General features: G+C 72.9%; 18 protein-coding genes. 2 read left to right on the top strand and 16 right to left on the bottom strand.

The window, feature by feature from the left end:
• The first annotated feature begins 97 nt into the window (after positions 1 to 97).
• Entirely contained in the window at positions 98 to 1,162 is a 1,065-nt protein-coding gene (locus IF00_RS0109595) for a GDSL-type esterase/lipase family protein (RefSeq protein WP_078944595.1), read from the top strand.
• On the opposite strand, the gene IF00_RS0109590 is transcribed toward IF00_RS0109595, so the two are convergent.
• The 8 genes from IF00_RS0109590 to fmt form a co-directional block, all read right to left on the bottom strand.
• Positions 1,143 to 1,667: a GNAT family N-acetyltransferase gene (locus tag IF00_RS0109590; RefSeq protein ID WP_030316339.1), complete on the bottom strand. Its 525-nt coding sequence runs from the start codon at positions 1,665 to 1,667 to the stop codon at positions 1,143 to 1,145. The genes IF00_RS0109595 and IF00_RS0109590 overlap by 20 nt on opposite strands.
• Positions 1,668 to 1,745: 78 nt before the next feature.
• Positions 1,746 to 3,188: a GuaB1 family IMP dehydrogenase-related protein gene (locus IF00_RS0109585; protein ID WP_030316337.1), complete on the bottom strand. Its 1,443-nt coding sequence runs from the start codon at positions 3,186 to 3,188 to the stop codon at positions 1,746 to 1,748.
• A gap of 105 nt (positions 3,189 to 3,293) precedes the next feature.
• Positions 3,294 to 3,626, bottom strand: a complete 333-nt coding sequence (locus tag IF00_RS0109580) for a barstar family protein (protein WP_030316336.1) — start codon at positions 3,624 to 3,626, stop codon at positions 3,294 to 3,296.
• Positions 3,616 to 4,056 (bottom strand): guanyl-specific ribonuclease, encoded by a 441-nt coding sequence (locus IF00_RS0109575; protein ID WP_030316334.1) that lies wholly within the window; start codon positions 4,054 to 4,056, stop codon positions 3,616 to 3,618. Before IF00_RS0109575 ends, IF00_RS0109580 begins: the two co-directional genes overlap by 11 nt.
• Before the next feature lie 73 nt (positions 4,057 to 4,129).
• The gene (locus tag IF00_RS0109570; RefSeq protein WP_030316333.1) at positions 4,130 to 5,146 is read right to left on the bottom strand and encodes a sugar-binding transcriptional regulator; all 1,017 of its coding nucleotides are present in this window, start codon (positions 5,144 to 5,146) and stop codon (positions 4,130 to 4,132) included.
• A gap of 180 nt (positions 5,147 to 5,326) precedes the next feature.
• Entirely contained in the window at positions 5,327 to 6,010 is a 684-nt protein-coding gene (rpe, locus tag IF00_RS0109565) for a ribulose-phosphate 3-epimerase (RefSeq protein WP_030316330.1), read from the bottom strand.
• A 150-nt stretch (positions 6,011 to 6,160) separates the two neighbouring features.
• Positions 6,161 to 7,573 carry an RsmB/NOP family class I SAM-dependent RNA methyltransferase gene (locus IF00_RS0109560; protein WP_030316329.1) on the bottom strand — a complete coding sequence of 471 codons (1,413 nt, stop codon included), beginning with the start codon at positions 7,571 to 7,573 and terminating at the stop codon, positions 6,161 to 6,163.
• Between the two features lie 157 nt (positions 7,574 to 7,730).
• Positions 7,731 to 8,663, bottom strand: a complete 933-nt coding sequence (gene fmt / locus IF00_RS0109555) for a methionyl-tRNA formyltransferase (protein ID WP_030316328.1) — start codon at positions 8,661 to 8,663, stop codon at positions 7,731 to 7,733.
• A gap of 227 nt (positions 8,664 to 8,890) precedes the next feature.
• On the opposite strand from fmt, the gene IF00_RS0109550 reads away from it, so the two are divergent.
• Positions 8,891 to 9,409, top strand: coding sequence for a hypothetical protein (locus tag IF00_RS0109550; RefSeq protein WP_030316327.1), 519 nt, complete (start codon positions 8,891 to 8,893; stop codon positions 9,407 to 9,409).
• 130 nt (positions 9,410 to 9,539) lie between these two features.
• On the opposite strand, the gene IF00_RS0109545 is transcribed toward IF00_RS0109550, so the two are convergent.
• From IF00_RS0109545 to IF00_RS0109510, 8 genes are all read right to left on the bottom strand, one after another.
• On the bottom strand, positions 9,540 to 11,678 hold the full coding sequence (locus IF00_RS0109545) for a primosomal protein N' (RefSeq protein ID WP_030316325.1): 2,139 nt from the start codon (positions 11,676 to 11,678) through the stop codon (positions 9,540 to 9,542).
• A gap of 93 nt (positions 11,679 to 11,771) precedes the next feature.
• Complete coding sequence (gene metK, locus IF00_RS0109540) at positions 11,772 to 12,980, bottom strand: methionine adenosyltransferase (protein WP_030316322.1); 1,209 nt, start codon at positions 12,978 to 12,980, stop codon at positions 11,772 to 11,774.
• A 236-nt stretch (positions 12,981 to 13,216) separates the two neighbouring features.
• On the bottom strand, positions 13,217 to 14,428 hold the full coding sequence (gene coaBC / locus IF00_RS0109535) for a bifunctional phosphopantothenoylcysteine decarboxylase/phosphopantothenate--cysteine ligase CoaBC (RefSeq protein ID WP_037637857.1): 1,212 nt from the start codon (positions 14,426 to 14,428) through the stop codon (positions 13,217 to 13,219).
• Positions 14,429 to 14,525: 97 nt separating this feature from the next.
• Positions 14,526 to 14,798: a DNA-directed RNA polymerase subunit omega gene (gene rpoZ, locus IF00_RS0109530; protein ID WP_030316319.1), complete on the bottom strand. Its 273-nt coding sequence runs from the start codon at positions 14,796 to 14,798 to the stop codon at positions 14,526 to 14,528.
• 65 nt (positions 14,799 to 14,863) lie between these two features.
• Positions 14,864 to 15,436, bottom strand: a complete 573-nt coding sequence (gene gmk, locus IF00_RS0109525) for a guanylate kinase (protein WP_030316317.1) — start codon at positions 15,434 to 15,436, stop codon at positions 14,864 to 14,866.
• A 73-nt stretch (positions 15,437 to 15,509) separates the two neighbouring features.
• Positions 15,510 to 15,833, bottom strand: a complete 324-nt coding sequence (locus tag IF00_RS0109520; RefSeq protein WP_030204477.1) for an integration host factor — start codon at positions 15,831 to 15,833, stop codon at positions 15,510 to 15,512.
• Positions 15,834 to 16,164: 331 nt separating this feature from the next.
• Positions 16,165 to 17,001 carry an orotidine-5'-phosphate decarboxylase gene (pyrF, locus tag IF00_RS0109515; RefSeq protein ID WP_030316314.1) on the bottom strand — a complete coding sequence of 279 codons (837 nt, stop codon included), beginning with the start codon at positions 16,999 to 17,001 and terminating at the stop codon, positions 16,165 to 16,167.
• Positions 16,998 to 18,107: a quinone-dependent dihydroorotate dehydrogenase gene (locus IF00_RS0109510; RefSeq protein ID WP_030316312.1), complete on the bottom strand. Its 1,110-nt coding sequence runs from the start codon at positions 18,105 to 18,107 to the stop codon at positions 16,998 to 17,000. The genes pyrF and IF00_RS0109510 overlap by 4 nt, the downstream gene beginning before the upstream one ends.

Below are 18,107 nucleotides of genomic sequence, written 5' to 3'. Positions count from 1 at the left end.
TTGCGCGCTCGGGTCGCAGACGGGGAAACATTGCGCTCCCCCGCATGAATCCACACATTGGGGGTGTGAACCGGCCTCTTCCGAGCATTGACTCCTCATGCCCCATGACCCACGCTGCGAGGCCACGACGACCCCCCGATCGGAGGCACAGGTGGGCTGGCTCGACCCGGCGCCGTTCCTGCGCGGTACGGCCTGGCTGGACGGGAACCGGCCGGTGCGCGCCGATCCCGACGACCTGGAACGCCTGCCGTGGGACATCGCCGAGCGGGCCGCGCTCCCCATCGGCGTACGCATCGAGTTCACGGCCGCCCCCGGCACGCGCGCGGTGCGGCTGCGCTACCGGGCGGCCGTCCCGGAGTCCGGCGACCCGCTCGCCGGACTCCGCCACTGCTTCGCCCTCTGGAGCGGTACGCGGCTCGTCGGCGAGGCCTGTGCCGCCCCGGCCCCCGAGGCCACCGTGACGCTCCCGCTGCCCCCGGGCGGCGGTGTGTTCACCCTCCACCTCCCGGAGGGCCAGGCGCCGGTGCCGCTCGCCCTGCAGGCCCTCGGCGGGGCGCTTTCCCCCGCCCCCGCGCAGCCCCGCTGGCTGGTCCACGGCGATTCGATCACCGAGGGCTGGTGGTCGACCCGCCCGGCCCACTCCTGGCCCGCCACGGCGGGACGGCTCCTGGGCCTCGACGCGGTGAACCTCGGGTACGCGGGCGGGGCACGCGGCGAGCTCCCGCTCGCCGAACACCTGGCGCGGCTCCCCGGCGAGGTGATCACCCTCGCGTTCGGCACCAACTGCTGGTCCACGGTGCCCGCGACGGCCGACTGGCTCTACGCCACCGTCCGGGCCTTCGTGAGCCTGGTCCGCCAAGGCCACCCGGACACCCCGCTGCTGATCGTCTCGCCCGTGCTGCGCCCGGCGGCCGAGCACACCCGCAACGTCCTGGGAGCGACCCTCACGGAGCTGCGCAGGGCCATGGAGCGGGCCGGCCGGGATCTGGCGGCCGAGGGCGACACACGGCTCCTGGTGCTCCCGGGACGGCCCCTGCTCGGCCCTGAGCACCTGGCGGACGGACTGCACCCGGACGACCGGGGCCACGCCAGGATCGCGGCGGCGGTCGCGGAGGTCCTCGGCGGCGTCCTGGAACCTCCGCTCAGGCGTCCGGCGTCGTGAGGTCCCTGACCAGGAAGGTGCAGGGATCGGCTTCCTCGTGCGTGCGCCCGTCCGGGTCCGTCCAGCTCCAGCGGTCGGTGTACGCGACGACGGGCCCGTAGCCGAGCCGGCGGTACAGCGCCGCCGCCCGTGGGTTGTCGTGCCCCACGCCGAGCCCCAGGGCCGTCCCGCCGCGTTCCCGCGTCAGCTCTTCGGCCGCGTGGATCAGGGCCGTGCCGATGCCCTGTCCCCGAAGCTCCGCCCGTACGTCGAGGCCGTTGAACTCGGGGCACTCCCCGACCGCGGCCCGCACCCCGGGGGCCGCGCAGCCGTCCCAGCGGACCTGTCCGTGGCCGATGGGCACCCCGTCCCGCCAGGCGAGGAGGTACGTGCCCGTCCCGGCCTCCTGGCGCGCGAACCGGTCCGCGTGGCGCGTCGGCGCCCCCGGCGTGGGAAGGTGCCGGTCGAGCAGGGGCAGGTCGGCGGCGCGGCAGGGCCGGATCTCCGTACGGTCCACATGGTCCATGCGGCGACCGTACGGGACGACAGCGGGCCCCCGGGAGGGAGTTTCCCGGGGGCCCGCTGGTGTCACGACGTGACGGGACTAGCTCCAGCTGGCGTGCAGCGGCTTGCCCTCGGCGTAGCCCGCGGCGGACTGGATGCCGATCACGGCCTTCTCCTCGAACTCGGCGAGCGAGCCGGCACCGGCGTAGGTGCAGGAGGAGCGGACACCCGCGATGATCGAGTCGATCAGGTCCTCGACGCCCGGGCGGGCCGGGTCGAGGAACATCCGCGAGGTGGAGATGCCCTCCTCGAAGAGACCCTTGCGGGCGCGGTCGTAGGCCGACTCCTCGCTCGTGCGGTTCTGCACGGCGCGGGCCGAGGCCATGCCGAACGACTCCTTGTACGGGCGGCCGTCGGCGGTGTGCTGGAGGTCGCCCGGGGACTCGTACGTCCCGGCGAACCAGGAGCCGATCATCACGTTGGACGCGCCCGCGGCGAGCGCCATGGCGACATCGCGCGGGTGCCGGACGCCACCGTCGGCCCAGACGTGCTTGCCGAACTTCTTGGCCTCGGCGGCGCACTCCAGGACGGCGGAGAACTGCGGGCGGCCGACGCCGGTCATCATGCGCGTGGTGCACATGGCGCCGGGGCCCACGCCGACCTTGATGATGTCCGCGCCGGCCTCGATGAGGTCGCGGACGCCCTCGGCGGCGACGATGTTGCCGGCGACGATCGGGACCTGCGGGTCGAGGGCGCGCACGGCCTTGATCGCGGCGATCATCGACTCCTGGTGGCCGTGCGCCGTGTCGATGACGAGCGTGTCGACGCCCGCGTCGAGCAGCTGCTTGGCCTTGCCCGTGAAGTCGCCGTTGATGCCGACGGCGGCGGCGATGCGCAGCTTGCCGTCGGCGTCGGTGGCCGGGGTGTACAGGGTCGCGCGGAGCGCCCCCCTGCGGGTCAGGATGCCGACCAGACGGCCGTCCTTGTCCACGGCCGGCGCGTAGCGCCGGTTGGCGTGGTCGAGCGTGTTGAAGGCGTCGCGCGGCTCGATGTCGGCGTCGAGGAGCAGCAGGTCCTTCGACATGACCTCGGAGAGCTGCGTGAAGCGGTCCACCCCGGACAGGTCGGCGTCGGTGACGACACCGACCGGACGGCGGTCCTCGTCGACGACGACGGCGGCGTCGTGCGCCCGCTTGGGCAGCAGCGAGAGCGCGTCGGCGACGGTCTGGTGGGGGGCGAGGACGATCGGGGTGTCGAGCACGTGGTGACGGCTCTTGACCCACGAGATCACGTCGGTGACGACCTCGATCGGGATGTCCTGCGGGATGACGACCAGTCCGCCACGGCGGGCGACGGTCTCGGCCATACGGCGGCCGGCGATGGCGGTCATGTTGGCCACGACCAGCGGGATCGTGGTCCCGGTTCCGTCCGGCGAGGAGAGGTCCACCGCCTGGCGGGAACCGACGGCCGAGCGGCTCGGCACCATGAACACATCGTCGTACGTCAGGTCGTAGGGCGGCTTGACGTCATTGAGGAAACGCACGTGCTGACATCCCAGTCGTTCGGATCGGCCCCTAGGCATTTCAGCCAGGGGAAAAAGCACGTAGTTCATTGTCCCACGCCTGTACGAATACCAGCCCCGGGCTAATCATCCGAGGCTTGCGGCAGGGGCTTCGTCGGATCCTCCGAAAGCCTCCCCCAGGGCGACGAGGACCGTGAGGTGGGTGGGGCGCTGATCGACGGCTGTGGCGAAGACGTCCTGGGCGGTCCGCCACTCACGCGGGCGCGTCCCGGCGTACTCCTGCCAGCCGGTGACGACGAGGGTGACCGGCTCGGGCAGATCGGTGAGGCAGTCGGCGAGGGCGTCCCAGTTCCGGCCGAACCAGTCGGGCAGGGCGAGGACGGCGGCACACCGGTCCATGAGTCCGGCCTTGTCCGTGACGCCGGTCAGGTCGAGGACGACGGGATCGTCAATTCTCATCCGTGATCACCTCCCGGAAGGTCTCGTAGTGGTCGTCGGTCCAGTAGATCTCGCCGCCCCGCCCGGCGACGATCCGGCGCGCTCCGCGGTCGCGTTCACCGGGCGTCCTCACGGTGTACTCGCGGTAGTAGCCGCGTGGCTCACGGGGCAGGATCCGCTCGAAGTCGGAGAAGACGGCGCCGTCCTTGGCGTACGGGTAGGGGCCGCCGCGCGCGATGAGGTCGAGTGTCTTCCGCGCCTCGGGCGGCAGGTCGGCGGCCCGCACGGTCGGGAGTCCTGAGGTTCCGGTGGGCGCGACGGCCTCGGCGGTGGCGCCGGTGGCGGTACGGGCGGGAGCGGCCGGGCCGGCACCGCCGCTCGACGAGGAGCACCCGGCCAGGAGGACACCGAGGACGAGCGCGAGGAGCATGCGCGAGGGCCGGAGCGACATGTCCCGAACATACCGTTACGGGATGGCTCCGGCCCTCGACCGACTCGACTGACGCGACTGACGCGGTCCTCGTTCAGACGCCGTCCGGGTCCGTCCGGTCGAGCGCCGGGTGGGTACCCGGGCTGGACTCGGTGAGCAGGTAGTCCGCCGCCGCGCGGTCGGTGACCAGGCTGGTGACGAGGCCGGAGCGGAGCACCGCGCCGATCGCCGCCGCCTTCCGCTGGCCGCCCGCGATGGCCACGACCTCGGGGATCCGGCGCAGCCTGTCCGCCTCGACGGTGATGCAGCGCTCGCCCAGATCGCGGCCGACCCGGCGCCCCTCGGCGTCGAAGAGGTGCGCGGACATCTCGGCGGCGACGCCGAGCGAGGCGTAGTGGGCGCGCTCCTCGTCCGAGAGCATGTCGTGGACGGTCGAGATGCCCGGTTCCCAGGAGCCGATGGAGACGCAGGCGACGGTCACCTTGTCGAAGTACTCGAAGGCCCGCGCGATGCCGGTCTGGCTGCGCAGGGCCGCCGCGGTCGCCGGGTCCGGCAGCAGCATGGGCGCGTAGATCGGGTGCGCCTCGCCGCCGGAGACCTGGGCGGCGCGGCGGACGGCCTCGACCGAGCCGCGCTCGGCGGTGCCGGCGTCGTACACACCGGTGAGCTGCACGACGGTGCACGGGGGCAGCCGGTCGAGCGCCGCCGCCATGTGGATGGTGGAGCGGCCCCAGGCGAGGCCCAGGACGTCGCCCTCGGTCACGAGCTCGCCGAGCAGGTCGGCCGCGACCTCGCCGAGGTTCTCGGGGTCGGGCGACTCGTCCTCGCCCTCCGCAGGGGACTCGACGACGACGGCGTGGCGGAGCCCGTAGCGGGCACGGAGCGCGTCGGAGCGCTCGGCGTCCAGCTCGGCCGGTACGCGGATCTCGATGCGTACGAGATCGCGCTCCAGGGCGGTCTCCAGGACCCGGGCCACCTTGAAGCGGCTCACGCCGAACTCCTCGGCGATCTGGATCTTGGACTTGCCCTCGAGGTAGAAGCGACGGGCCATGGCCGCCGCCTGCACCAGCTCCGCGGGGCCCATCCGCAGGGCTGACCGTCCCGCCGACATACCCGCCACCGCGATCTCCTCACCTGTTCACGTACCGCTGTTCACGTACCGACGTTCATGTAGCGCTGTTCGCGTACCGCTGTCGTTCACACTCTGGACTCGCCGTCCATCCTGTCAGATGCGGCGGGCCTTGATCAGTCCTGTCGGCGGCCCGACGGACCGCGTTCATCAGCCGGAGGCTCAGTGGCCACATGCCCACGGGGCGGTGGCCGTCACGGCCTCCGCGCGGGCCCGCAGCGAGGCGACGGCGGCGGCCGGGTCGGCCGCGCCGTAGACCGCGGAACCCGCCACGAAGACATCGGCGCCGGCCTCCGCGCACCGCTCGATCGTGGACTCGGCGACCCCGCCGTCGACCTGGAGCCACAGCTCAAGACCGTGCTTGGAGATCAGCTCACGGGTACGTCGGATCTTGGGCAGCATGATGTCGAGGAAGGCCTGGCCGCCGAAGCCGGGCTCGACGGTCATGATCAGCAGCATGTCGAGCTCGGGGAGCAGGTCCTCGTAGGGCTCGATGGGCGTGGCCGGCTTGAGCGCCATCGAGGCACGCGCGCCCTTGGCCCGGATCTCGCGCGCGAGACGGACGGGCGCCGCGGCCGCCTCGACGTGGAAGGTCACCGAACCGGCGCCCGCCTCGACGTACCGGGGCGCCCAGCGGTCGGGGTCCTCGATCATCAGATGGCAGTCGAGGGGGGTGTCCGTCGCACGGGCGAGCGACTCCACGATCGGCACACCCAGGGTCAGGTTGGGCACGAAGTGGTTGTCCATCACATCGACGTGGAGCCAGTCGGCCCCGTCGACGGCCTTCGCCTCATCGGCGAGCCGGGCGAAGTCCGCGGACAGAATGCTGGGGTTGATCTGCGCCATGAGCCAAGCCTCCCACGTTCTTGGGCACTTCTTTGCCGCCGAGCGGTTTCGGTTGCGGTCCAGACCACTTTCGGTGCGAAGCGACGAGCCGGGACCGGCGCAGACCGGGAGATTACGGTCAGGTGATCGAGGGGTCGGCGGACCGCGGGGTCATGCCGTGCGGCGGATGAGCGCCAGATACATGGCGTCCGTACCGTGCAGATGCGGCCAGAGCTGGAGATCCGGACCGTCGCCGAGCGCCGGAACGCCCGGCAGCAGCGGGCGGGCGTCGATCAGCTCGGCGCCGCCGACCTTCTTCAGGACGTCGTCGACGACCACCCGGGTCTCGGCGAGGTGCGGCGAACACGTCGCGTACCCCACGACACCGCCGACGCGGACCGCGCCGAGCGCCTCGGTGAGCAGGGCGCGCTGGAGCGGCGCGAAGCCGTCGAGATCCTCGGGGCGACGGCGCCAGCGGGCCTCGGGGCGACGGCGCAGGGCGCCGAGGCCCGAGCAGGGCACGTCCATGAGAACCCGGTCGAAGGAGCCGGGGCGCCACGGCGGGCGGGTGCCGTCGGCGGCGATCACCTGGTACGGGCCGGGGTTGCCGGCGAGGGCGCGCTCGACGAGGCGCGCGCGGTGCGGCTGCTTCTCGGAGGCGAGCAGAGCGGCGCCCCGCTCGGAGGCGAGGGCCGCCAGGAGCGCGGCCTTGCCGCCGGGGCCCGCGCAGCCGTCGAGCCAGCGGGCGTCGGGGCCGTCGAGCGGCGCGTCGGCGAGGGCGATCGCGACCAGCTGGCTGCCCTCGTCCTGGACGCCGGCCCGGCCGTCCTTGACCGCATCGATGGCGCCGGGCTCGCCGCCCTCGGCCATCCGCACGGCGTACGGCGACCAGCGGCCCGGCAGGGTCTCGGTGGCCTCGGCGAGCTCGTCGGTGGTGGACCGGCCGGGACGGGCGACGAGGGTGACCTCGGGGCGCTCGTTGTCGGCCTCCAGGAGGTCCTCGATCCCGGCGCGGCCGCCGCCGAGGGAGTCCCAGAGCGCCGAGACCACCCAGCGGGGGTGCGAGTGGACGACCGCGAGGTGGTCCTCGGGGTCCGCGTCGTACGGCGGGGCGACCTGCGCCACCCAGGCGTCGAGGTCCTGCTGCGAGATCTTCCGCAGCACGGCGTTCACGAACTTGGCCCGCCCGTCGCCGAGCACGACCCGCGCCAGCTCGACACTGGCGGAGACGGCGGCGTGGGTGGGGATCCGGGTGCCGAGCAGCTGGTGGGCACCGAGCGCGAGCACGTCGAGCACCGGCGGGTCGACCTCGCGCAGCGGCCGGTCGATGCAGGCGGCGATGATCGCGTCGTACGTGCCCTGGCGGCGCAGCGTCCCGTAGACCAGCTCGGTCGCGAGCGCCGCGTCCCGGCCGTCGAAGTTCCCGCCCTCGCGGGCCTTCTTGAGGAGCGGCGGCAGCACCAGGTTCGCGTAGGCGTCCCGCTCGTCCACCGCCCTCAGCGCCTCGAAGGCGAGCATCCGGACGGGGTCCTTCTGGGGCCGCCGGTAGGGCTTGTGGGGACGGCGACGTGCCTGCTCGCTCAAAGGTGCTCCGCGTGACGAAATGACGAGGTCGAACCCCCCAAGCCTACGTCCGCCGCGCCCCCGCCCGCTCCGGGGCCCTGAGGGGACCTCGCCTCCCGTCTCCCCCGGGGGGCTTCGGGGACCTCGTCCCCCGTCGGTCCCCGGGTCCGCGGGGGTCTCAGACCCCGAGGACCTCGCCCGGCGCGATCCGCACGCCGCGCGCCCAGTCGGCGGCCTTCATCGGCTTCTTGCCCTGGGGCTGGACCCAGAGGAGCTCGACGGCGTACGAGCCGGTGCCCGCGTACACGTTGTTCTTGCCCGCGGCGAGCTGCCCCGGGGCCAGGTCGGTACGGTCGGGCAGCGGGGTGACCTGGATCAACTTGAGGCGCTCGCCCCGGAAGACCGTCCAGGCGCCGGGGGCCGGGGTGCAGCCGCGGACCACGCGGTCCACCCGCAGCGCGGGGGCGGCGAAGTCGACGTGGGCGTCCTCGACCTGGATCTTCGGGGCGAGGGTGATCCCCTCGACCGGCTGCGGAACGGCCTGGAGCGCGCCGTCCTCGATGCCGTCCATGGTGGCGGCGAGCAGCCCGGCACCGGCGAACGCGAGCCGGGTGAGCAGGTCGCCGCTGGTGTCGGTGGGCCGGATGTCCTCGGTCACGACGCCGTAGACCGGGCCGGAGTCCAGGCCCTCCTCGATCAGGAAGGTGGACGCGCCCGTCACCTCGTCGCCCGCCATCAGCGAGTGCTGCACGGGGGCCGCGCCCCGCCAGGCCGGCAGGAGCGAGAAGTGCAGGTTGACCCAGCCCCGGGCGGGGATGTCGAGGGCGACCTTGGGCAGCAGTGCGCCGTAGGCGACGACGGGGCAGCAGTCCGGGGCGATCTCCCGCAGCCGGGCGAGGAATTCCTCGTCGCGGGGCCTGGCCGGCTTCAGGACCTCGATCCCGGCCTCCTCCGCCCGCTGGGCCACCGGGCTGGCCACGAGCCGCCGGCCGCGGCCGGCCGGGGCGTCCGGCCGGGTGACGACGGCGGCCACCTCGTGCCGGCCGGAGGCGAGCAGGGCGTCCAGGGCGGGAACGGCGACCTCGGGGGTGCCTGCGAAGACGAGCTTCATGCGTGTCGACTGCCTGTCTCTCCGGGGGCTTTACGGGCAGCGCACCAGTCTAGAGGCCCCTGATGGAGGGGGCGTACGGAAGGACGAGCGCCCCGCGCATATGCGTGTACGCCCCCGCAGCGTGACCCAACCCCGGGTGGCGCGTTGGTCAAGAGAGATTGACCGAATCGGGTCGCCGTTCCCCCCTGCGACCCTTCCCCTTACATGCCGGTTCGAGAGGCTTTCACATGGCCGACCACGCAACCCACGACGCCCAGGCTCGGGCGAGTCTGCACCTGCTGGTGCGGGACATCGAGCGGGTCCGGCGGCAGGTGGACGCACTGCGCACGCTCACGGCCCAGCTGGGCAATGTCTACCGCCCTCGCCGCTCCGGCCCGTCCACGGGCTTCGTCGTCTACGGGCGGGCCCCCGCCCCCACCGTTCGTCTCGCCCAGGAGCTGCGGGACAGTGTCGAGACCCTGGTGACCGCCGCGGTCGACTTCGACCGCTCGCTCGGGTTCTCCTGGGACGCGGTGGGCTCCGCGCTCGGAGTCACCAAGCAGGCCGTCCACCGCCGTTACGGTGCCCGGCGCGCCCCCCAGCCGGGCGTCGCCATCGACCAGGACCCGATCGTGGAGCCGACGCCGACCCGCACACTCCCCTCGGTGCCGGCCGCCCGCTCCATGCCCCCGCAGCCGACCTCGGGCAGTGCCTCCCTCCGCGAGGAGCCGCGGACGTCGGCCTTCCCCGGCCCGCGCAACGGCTGACCCGCGAGCGCCGTACGGCCGTCCGTCCCCCACGGGGGCGGGCGGCCGTCCCCTTGTACGGGGCCGCTCCACCGTGCGGGGCCCCACTGTGCGGAGCCCCACTGTGCGGGGCTCCACGCCCCGCGACCCGTCAGCCGATGTCCGGCGGGTCCACCCGGATCCGCACCGGGTCCCCGCCACCCCGCGTCATCCGCGCCGCCCTGGCCTGTTTGAGCGCGGTCGCCAGGGCCGCGCCACTGCCCGGCGGGACCCGCACCAGGGCGCGCTCCCACTGCTCGCCCGGCGGCGGGTCGCCCGGCCGCCGGGGTCCCCCGGGGCGGACCACCGGCAGCGGCACCGGGCCGAGCACCTCGGCGTCGGCGGGCAGCCCCGCCGCCGCGAGCAGGCCTGCGACCGCCTCCGGCGGACCCGTGACCGCCGCCATCCGGGAGACAGGCGGGAAGCCCAGCTCGGCACGTTCGGCCAGCTCGCGCTGGGCGTGCCCGACCGGGTCCCAGCGGACGAGCGCCTGAACGGGCCGGAGCGTCGGCTCTGCGACCACGACCACGGTGCCGCCGTCGGGCTGACCCCGGACGAGCGAGGCCGCGTCGATCCAGCGGCGCAGGGCCTCCTCGCCCGCCCGCAGATCAGGCCGGCCGAGCATGGCCCAGCCGTCGAGGAGCAGCGCGGCCGCGTAGCCGCCCTCGGCGACCGGCTCGGCGCCGGGGGTGGAGACGACGAGCGCGGGGCGGCCCGGCACGGTGTCCAGGATGTGGTCCCGTCCCGAGGTCCTCACCGGCACCGCGGGGAACGCCCGGCCGAGCTCCTCCGCCGTCCGGCGCGCGCCGACGACCTGGGCCCGCAGCCGGGTCGAGCCGCACTCCACGCAGTGCCAGTCGGAGGCCCCGCGCCCGCACCAGCCGCAGTGCAGCTCCTGCTGCTCGGGAGCCTCCAGGGGTCCGGCGCAGTGGCGGCAGCGGGCGGGCGTACGACACCGCTCGCAGGCGAGCCTCGGTACGTACCCCCGGCGGGGCACCTGGACCAGGACCGGCCCGGTCTTGAGCCCTTCGCGCACGGTCTGCCAGGCCAGCGAGGGGAGCCGCGCGGCGCGCGCGGCCTCGTCGCGGGCCAGTTCGCCGTCGCCCACGGTCCGGATCAGCGGGGCGGCCCTGCGGACCTGCTCGCGTCCGGCGAACAGCGCCTTGGCCCAGCCGGACTCGACGAGCTGGGCGGCCTCGACGGTGCAGCCGGTACTGCCGAGGAGGAAGGCGCAGCGGTCGTGGGCGGCGCGGAGCAGCAGGACCTCACGCGCGTGGGGCTGCGGTGCGTGCGGTTCGCTGTGGCTGCCGTCGCCGTCGTCCCAGATGACGACGAGCCCGAGGTCCCGGACGGGCGCGAACATCGCGGCCCGGGTGCCGACGACGGCCCGCACCGCGCCGCGCCGCACGGCGAGCCACTGCGCGTACCGCTTCTCGGGGCCCGCCTCGGCGGTGAGCAGGGCGTGCCGCCCCTCCCCCAGGACGGCGGTGAGCGCCGCGTCGACCCGCCCCGCCGCACGCCCGTCGGGTACGACGACGAGGGCGCCCCGGCCGGAGGCCAGGGTGGCGCCGACGGCGCGGGCGATCTCCTCGGCCCAGTGCGGTCCCGGGAGCGCGTTCCAGACGGCCCGGGGTGCCCCACCGCGCGCGAGTGAGTCGAGGAACGCGGGCCCCCGCTCGTACCGCGTCCAGCTGCCGGGTTCCGGAGTGGCGGGCGGCGGCAGCGGCTCCGGCGAGGGGCGCCCCTCGGCTCGGGCGCTGCGCGGCGGCACGGCGAGCTGGAGCACGTCGGCGAGGCTTCCGGCGTACCGGTCGGCGACGGCACGGGCGAGCCCGAGGAGTTCGGGGCCGAGGACCGGTTCCGGGGACACGACGTCGGCGAGGGCGGCCAGGGGTCCGGAGTAGTCGGAGGTGGCCCGGCGCTCGACGAGGAAGCCGTCGATGAGCCGGCCGCCCTCCCGGCGTCCGTTCTTGACCTGGTGCGCCCCCGCGCCGAACCGCACCCGGACCCGCACGCCGGGCTGTGCGGCCTCGTCCAGTTCCTCGGGGACCGCGTAGTCGAAGAACTGGTCGAGATGGAGCGACCCCTTGTTCACCACGACCCGCGCGACGGGCAGCTCCTTGGCCAGCGCGGCCCCGCGCCAGGTCCGCGGCTTGGCACGCGGCACCTTCGCCTGCCGCACGGTCTCCCGGATGAGCGCGAGCTGCTCGGGTTCAGCGGTCTCGCCGGGGTTCTCTTTCTCGCTGCTCACAGCCCCATACCTACCAGACGCCACCGACAGCCGGACATGCCGAAGCCCGGCACCCCGAGGGGTGCCGGGCTTCGGTCACGTGTGTCCGGGGACCTACAGGCCGGCGGCCTGCTTCAGGGCGTCCACGCGGTCCGTGCGCTCCCAGGTGAAGTCCGGCAGCTCGCGGCCGAAGTGGCCGTACGCGGCGGTCTGGGAGTAGATCGGGCGGAGCAGGTCGAGGTCACGGATGATCGCGGCCGGGCGGAGGTCGAAGACCTCGGCGATGGCGTTCTCGATCTTCTCGTTGTCGACGGTGTTGGTGCCGAAGGTCTCGACGAAGAGACCGACGGGCTCGGCCTTGCCGATCGCGTAGGCGACCTGGACCTCGCAGCGCGCGGCGAGGCCGGCGGCGACGACGTTCTTGGCGACCCAGCGCATGGCGTAGGCGGCCGAGCGGTCGACCTTGGACGGGTCCTTGCCGGAGAAGGCGCCGCCACCGTGGCGGGCCATGCCGCCGTAGGTGTCGATGATGATCTTGCGGCCGGTGAGGCCGGCGTCGCCCATCGGGCCGCCGATCTCGAAGCGGCCGGTCGGGTTCACCAGGAGGCGGTAGCCGTCGGTGTCGAGCTTGATGCCGTCCTCGACGAGCTGCTTGAGCACGTGCTCGACGACGAACTCGCGGATGTCGGGCGCGAGCAGCGACTCCAGGTCGATGTCGGACGCGTGCTGCGAGGAGACGACGACCGTGTCGAGGCGGACGGCCTTGTCGCCGTCGTACTCGATGGTGACCTGGGTCTTGCCGTCGGGGCGCAGGTACGGGATGGTGCCGTTCTTGCGGACCTCGGTCAGCCGGCGGGAGAGCCGGTGCGCGATGTGGATCGGCAGCGGCATCAGCTCGGGGGTCTCGTCCGACGCGTAGCCGAACATCAGGCCCTGGTCGCCGGCGCCCTGCTTGTCCAGCTCGTCCTCATCGCCCTCGACCCGCTGCTCGTACGCGGTGTCCACGCCCTGGGCGATGTCCGGGGACTGAGACCCGATGGACACCGACACGCCGCAGGAGGCGCCGTCGAAGCCCTTCTTCGAGGAGTCGTAACCGATCTCGAGGATCTTGTTCCGGACGAGGGTCGGGATGTCCGCCCACGCCTTGGTGGTCACCTCACCGGCGACGTGCACGAGGCCGGTGGTGATCAGCGTCTCGACGGCGACGCGCGAGGTGGGGTCCTCTCGCAGCAGTGCGTCGAGGATGGTGTCGCTGATCTGGTCAGCGATCTTGTCGGGGTGTCCCTCGGTGACGGACTCCGAGGTGAACAGACGACGGGACACAACGCTCCCTGGGGTTGCAGCGGCTGCTGGCTCTTCTTTGACGGACCGGCAGGGGGCTGCGCCCCAAGACGTTCCGCGGACAGTCTATCGGTCGTGGTCGCGGGATGGACCAGGTGTCTCGCCTGGCGAATGCCCTGAGCGGGTGAATCCGGCCGCTTCACGGCGGGTGAACGCCCTGATGGGGCGTACATCACACGCGCCCCGCTGGATTCCTGGTCCCCCTGCGGCCGGATGCGTCAGGTCGTGGCGCGCAGCCGCGGCAGGACCAGGTCCCAGACCGTCTCGGCGAGCGCTTCCTTCGGACCGTACGGTACGGGGGTCTCGGCGCCGTCCGAGGCGAGCACGACGGCCTCGTTCTCCTCGGACCCGAAGGTCTTGCGCTCCCCCACCTCGTTGACGACGAGCAGGTCGCAGCCCTTGCGGCGGAGCTTCTCGCGGCCGTTGGCGAGGACGTCGTCGGTCTCGGCGGCGAATCCGACGACCACCTGACCCGGCAGGGCCCGGTCGGCGGAGATCTCGGCGAGGATGTCGGGGTTGCGGACGAGCTCGACGGTGGGCGCTCCGCCGTCGTCCTTCTTCTTGATCTTCCCGCCGGCGTAGACGGCCGGGCGGAAGTCGGCCACGGCGGCCGCCATCACCACGGCGTCGGCGTCGGCGACGGCCTTGAGCACGGCCTCCCGGAGCTGGAGGGCGGTGCCGACGTGCACGACGTCGACGCCGGCCGGATCGGGGATGCCGGTGTTGGCCTCGACGAGGGTGACCCTGGCTCCCCGGGCGGCGGCGGCCCGCGCGAGCGCGTATCCCTGCTTCCCGGAGGAGCGGTTGCCCAGGTAGCGGACGGGGTCGAGGGGCTCCCGGGTGCCGCCGGCGCTGACCACGACATGCCGGCCGGCGAGGTCGGGGGCCGCGGCGCCCCGGGCGAGGATCCGCCGGCAGACCTCGAAGATCTCCGCCGGGTCGGGCAGCCGGCCCTTGCCGGTGTCGACGCCGGTGAGGCGGCCGACGGCCGGCTCGATCACGACGGCGCCGCGGCGGCGCAGGGTCGCCACGTTCTCCTGGGTCGCCGGGTGCTCCCACATCTCGGTGTGCATGGCGGGGGCGAAGACGACGGGACAGCGCGCGGTGAGCAGCGTGTTGGTGAGCAGGTCGTCCGCGAGGCCGTGGGCGGCCTTGGCGAGCATGTCGGCGGTGGCGGGGGCGACGACGACGAGGTCGGCGGCCTGGCCGATCCGGACGTGCGGCACCTCGTGGACGCTCTCCCACACCTCGGTCGAGACGGGGTTGCCGGAGAGCGCGGACCAGGTGGCGGCGCCGACGAAGTGGAGGGCGGAGTCGGTGGGGACGACGCGGACGTCGTGGCCCGACTCGGTGAGCCGCCGGAGCAGCTCGCAGGCCTTGTAGGCGGCGATGCCGCCGGTGACCCCCAGAACGACCTTCGGCTTGCTCACCACTGCCACTCCCCGCGCTCGGATGCCTACGACTCCATGAGACACCACAGGCCCGGCGGATGTTCCGCCGGGCCTGTGGTGAAGAAACGTGACGTGCTTACGTGGCCGGGCCCTCGATGGCCTCGGACGTCAGCAGACCCGCGTTGATCTCGCGCAGGGCGATCGAGAGCGGCTTCTCGTGGACGTGGGTGTCGACCAGCGGACCCACGTACTCCAGCAGGCCCTCGCCGAGCTGGGAGTAGTACGCATTGATCTGACGCGCGCGCTTGGCCGCGTAGATCACGAGGCTGTACTTCGAGTCCGTGGCCTCGAGCAGCTCGTCGATCGGCGGGTTGATGATGCCCTCGGGCGCGGTGATGGAAGAGGACACGCTCTACCTTCCGAAGATGGAAAAAAGGATCGGACAGCCGTTGGGTGTCCGGGGGAACAAGTGGATCATTCCCCAGAAGTCAACAGCATCAACGTTAGCAGCTCACGCGCAACGTCCTCGACGGAGGTGTTGACGAGCGTGGTGTCGAACTCCGACTCGGCGGCCAGCTCGACCTTCGCCGCGGCGAGACGGCGCTCGATGACCTCGGGCGACTCGGTGCCGCGGCCGGTGAGGCGGCGGACCAGTTCCTCCCAGCTCGGCGGGGCCAGGAAGACCAGCTGGGACTCGGGCATCGAGTCCTTCACCTGGCGGGCGCCCTGGAGGTCGATCTCCAGGAGCACGGGCTCGCCGGCGTCGAGGCGGTCGAGGACCGCGCGGCGCGGGGTGCCGTACCGGTTGCCCGCGAACTCGGCCCATTCGAGGAGCTCACCGTTGGCGATCAGCTTGTCGAACTCGTCGTCCGTCACGAAGAAGTAGTGGACGCCGTGCTTCTCGCCGGGGCGGGGCTTCCGTGTCGTCGCCGACACCGAGAGCCAGACCTCGGGGTGGACCTTGCGCATATGAGCGACGACCGTGCTCTTGCCGACCCCTGAGGGGCCGGAGAGCACGGTCAGCCGCGGACGTACCTCTGCTGCCATGCAGCGATTATTCCAGCTTTACCGGGGTGCCCGGGACGCGAGTCCCGGATCGGTAGCCGGACCGGTCGCCGGATCAGGCGCCGGTGCTGCCGAACTCGCGCTCCAGGGAGGCGATCTGGTTGGAACCGAGACCGCGCACTCGGCGGCTCTCGGAGATGCCGAGTCGCTCCATGATCTGCTTGGCGCGGACCTTGCCCACGCCGGGCAGGGACTCGAGCAGCGCGGAGACCTTCATCTTGCCGATGACGTCGTTCTCCTGGCCGGTCTTGATGACCTCGTGGAGGGAGGCGCCGGAGTGCTTGAGTCGATTCTTGACCTCGGCCCGCTCCCGGCGAGCCGCGGCGGCCTTTTCGAGCGCGGCTGCGCGCTGTTCAGGGGTAAGGGGCGGAAGAGCCACGCCTACGTCACCTCGGATGTCGATCTGTCGGATACGGACCGGTGAGGAACCTCGCGCCCCACACCAGTGGAGCGACGCTCAACGGAGTGGTCGTTGAACGCCTGCTCTGCCCCGGAGACTAGCGGCCGAGGCCGCTCCAGTCAGCGAGAACGAAGGAAAAGTCCTGGTCAGCATCGACCGACCGGGACTTTTCCGGCATAACGACCCGGTTTTGAGCCAAGTTTTCGTCAAGTAGTGAGACGGCCCGGTGGGACGGGTCGTCCCACCGGGCCGAAACAGTGCCGACATCCGGGTCGGTCCGCTCCGACCTGCGGAGAGACCGTGAAGCTCGTTACCCGCCGACGGCCGCGCGGATCTCGTCCGCGTACCGGTGCGCCGAGTCCCGCAGGGCGGCCGCGTCGGGTCCGTGCCTCAGCACCCCGCGACTGACGTTCGGGACGACGTTGCCGACGGCCGCGCCGAAGACGGCCCGGAGGTCGGCCGGGGTCGCGCCCTGGGCACCGATGCCGGGGGCGAGGAGCGGGCCGTTGATGTCCAGGTCGAACGAGGACAGGTCGCCGAGCGTGGCACCGACGACCGCCCCGAAGGAGCCCATCGGGGTCTCCCCCGCGTTCTCCGCGGCGAGGTGGCCCAGCATGGTGGCGCCGATCGTGCGGCCGTCCTCACGGACGGCCCGCTGGACCTCCGCGCCCTCCGGGTTGGACGTCAGGGCCAGGACGAAGAGACCGGCGCCGGACTCGCGGGCCAGGTCGACGGCCGGCTTCAGGGAGCCGTAGCCGAGGTACGGGGAGACCGTGAGCGCGTCGGAGAAGAGCGGGGAGTCCTTCCGCAGGTAGGTCTCGGCGTACGCGGCCATGGTCGAGCCGATGTCGCCGCGCTTGGCGTCCATGACGACCAGGCCCCCCGCCGCGCGCAGATCGGCGGTGGCGCGCTCCAGGACGGCGATGCCGCGCGAGCCGAAGCGCTCGAAGAAGGCGGACTGCGGCTTGAAGACGGCCACGGTGTCCGCGAGCGCCTCGACGACGGTGAAGGTGAACCGCTCCAGACCGGCGATGTCGTCGGTCAGGCCCCAGGAGTCGAGCAGGGCGGCGTGCGGGTCGATGCCGACGCAGAGCGGGCCGCGCTCGTCCATGGCGGAACGCAGGCGGGTGCCGAAGGAGAGGGTCACTTGGCGGCCTTTCGGGAGTCGGCGCCGACGGCCTCGGCGAGGGTGGCGTAGGGGGAGGCCGCGAGGCGCGCGGCGAGGCCCTTGTGGATCGCGCGGGCGTAGAACGGACCCTCGTAGATGAAGGCGCTGTAGCCCTGGATCAGGGTGGCGCCGGCGAGGATGCGCTGCCAGGCGTCCTCGGCGTTCTCGATGCCGCCGACGCCCACGAGGACCAGCCGGTCGCCCACGCGCGCGTGGAGGCGCCTGAGGACCGCGAGGGAGCGCTCCTTGACGGGCGCGCCGGACAGACCGCCGGTCTCCTTGATCAGCGCGGGGTCGGACTTCAGGCCGAGGCCCTCGCGCGCGATGGTGGTGTTGGTGGCGATGATGCCGTCGAGGCCGAGCTCCAGGGCGAGGTCGGCGACCGCGTCGACGTCCTCGTCGGCCAGGTCGGGGGCGATCTTGACCAGGAGCGGGACCCGGCGGTCGGTGACCGTGCGGTCGGCGGCTTCCCGTACGGCGGTGAGGAGCGGTCGCAGGGACTCGGTGGCCTGGAGGTTGCGCAGGCCGGGGGTGTTCGGCGAGGAGACGTTCACGACGAGGTAGTCGGCGTGCGCGGCGAGGCGCTCGGTGGACTTCACGTAGTCGGCGGCGGCCTCGGCCTCGGGGACGACCTTCGTCTTGCCGATGTTGACGCCGACGACGGTCTTGAAGACCGGTACGCGCGCGTGGAGGCGTTCGGCGACGGCGGCGGAGCCCTCGTTGTTGAAGCCCATGCGGTTGATGAGCGCGCGGTCCGGGATCAGCCGGAAGAGGCGCTTCTTCGGGTTGCCGGGCTGGGCCTCTCCGGTGACGGTGCCGATCTCGACGTGGTCGAAGCCGAGCATCGACATGCCGTCGATGGCGACGGCGTTCTTGTCGAAGCCGGCGGCGAGCCCGAAGGGGCCGTGCATCCGCAGGCCGAGGGCCTCGGTGCGCAGCTCCTTGTGACGGGGCGCGAGGACGGCGGCGGCGAAGGTCCGCAGGACGGGGACGCTGGCGGCGAGGCGGATCCAGCGGAAGGCCAGGTAGTGGGCCTTCTCGGGGTCCATGCGCTTGAAGACGAGGTCGAAGAAGAACTTGTACAT

Origin of the sequence: Streptomyces flavochromogenes, from assembly GCF_000717595.1 — a bacterium.
GTDB classification, from domain to species: Bacteria; Actinomycetota; Actinomycetes; order Streptomycetales; family Streptomycetaceae; genus Streptomyces; species Streptomyces flavochromogenes.
This window is presented reverse-complemented; position numbering and strand designations above follow the sequence as displayed.

Bases quoted from the DNA above. Each gene is read 5' to 3' on its own strand.
- fmt (WP_030316328.1), bottom strand. From the start codon at position 8,663: ATGAAGCTCGTCTTCGCAGGCACCCCCGAGGTCGCCGTTCCCGCCCTG.
- IF00_RS0109595 (WP_078944595.1), top strand. From the start codon at position 98: ATGCCCCATGACCCACGCTGCGAGGCCACGACGACCCCCCGATCGGAG.
- IF00_RS0109580 (WP_030316336.1), bottom strand. From the start codon at position 3,626: ATGAGAATTGACGATCCCGTCGTCCTCGACCTGACCGGCGTCACGGAC.
- IF00_RS0109510 (WP_030316312.1), bottom strand. From the start codon at position 18,107: ATGTACAAGTTCTTCTTCGACCTCGTCTTCAAGCGCATGGACCCCGAG.
- IF00_RS0109570 (WP_030316333.1), bottom strand. From the start codon at position 5,146: ATGTCGGCGGGACGGTCAGCCCTGCGGATGGGCCCCGCGGAGCTGGTG.
- IF00_RS0109575 (WP_030316334.1), bottom strand. From the start codon at position 4,056: ATGTCGCTCCGGCCCTCGCGCATGCTCCTCGCGCTCGTCCTCGGTGTC.
- IF00_RS0109550 (WP_030316327.1), top strand. From the start codon at position 8,891: ATGGCCGACCACGCAACCCACGACGCCCAGGCTCGGGCGAGTCTGCAC.
- rpe (WP_030316330.1), bottom strand. From the start codon at position 6,010: ATGGCGCAGATCAACCCCAGCATTCTGTCCGCGGACTTCGCCCGGCTC.
- gmk (WP_030316317.1), bottom strand. From the start codon at position 15,436: ATGGCAGCAGAGGTACGTCCGCGGCTGACCGTGCTCTCCGGCCCCTCA.
- IF00_RS0109590 (WP_030316339.1), bottom strand. From the start codon at position 1,667: ATGGACCATGTGGACCGTACGGAGATCCGGCCCTGCCGCGCCGCCGAC.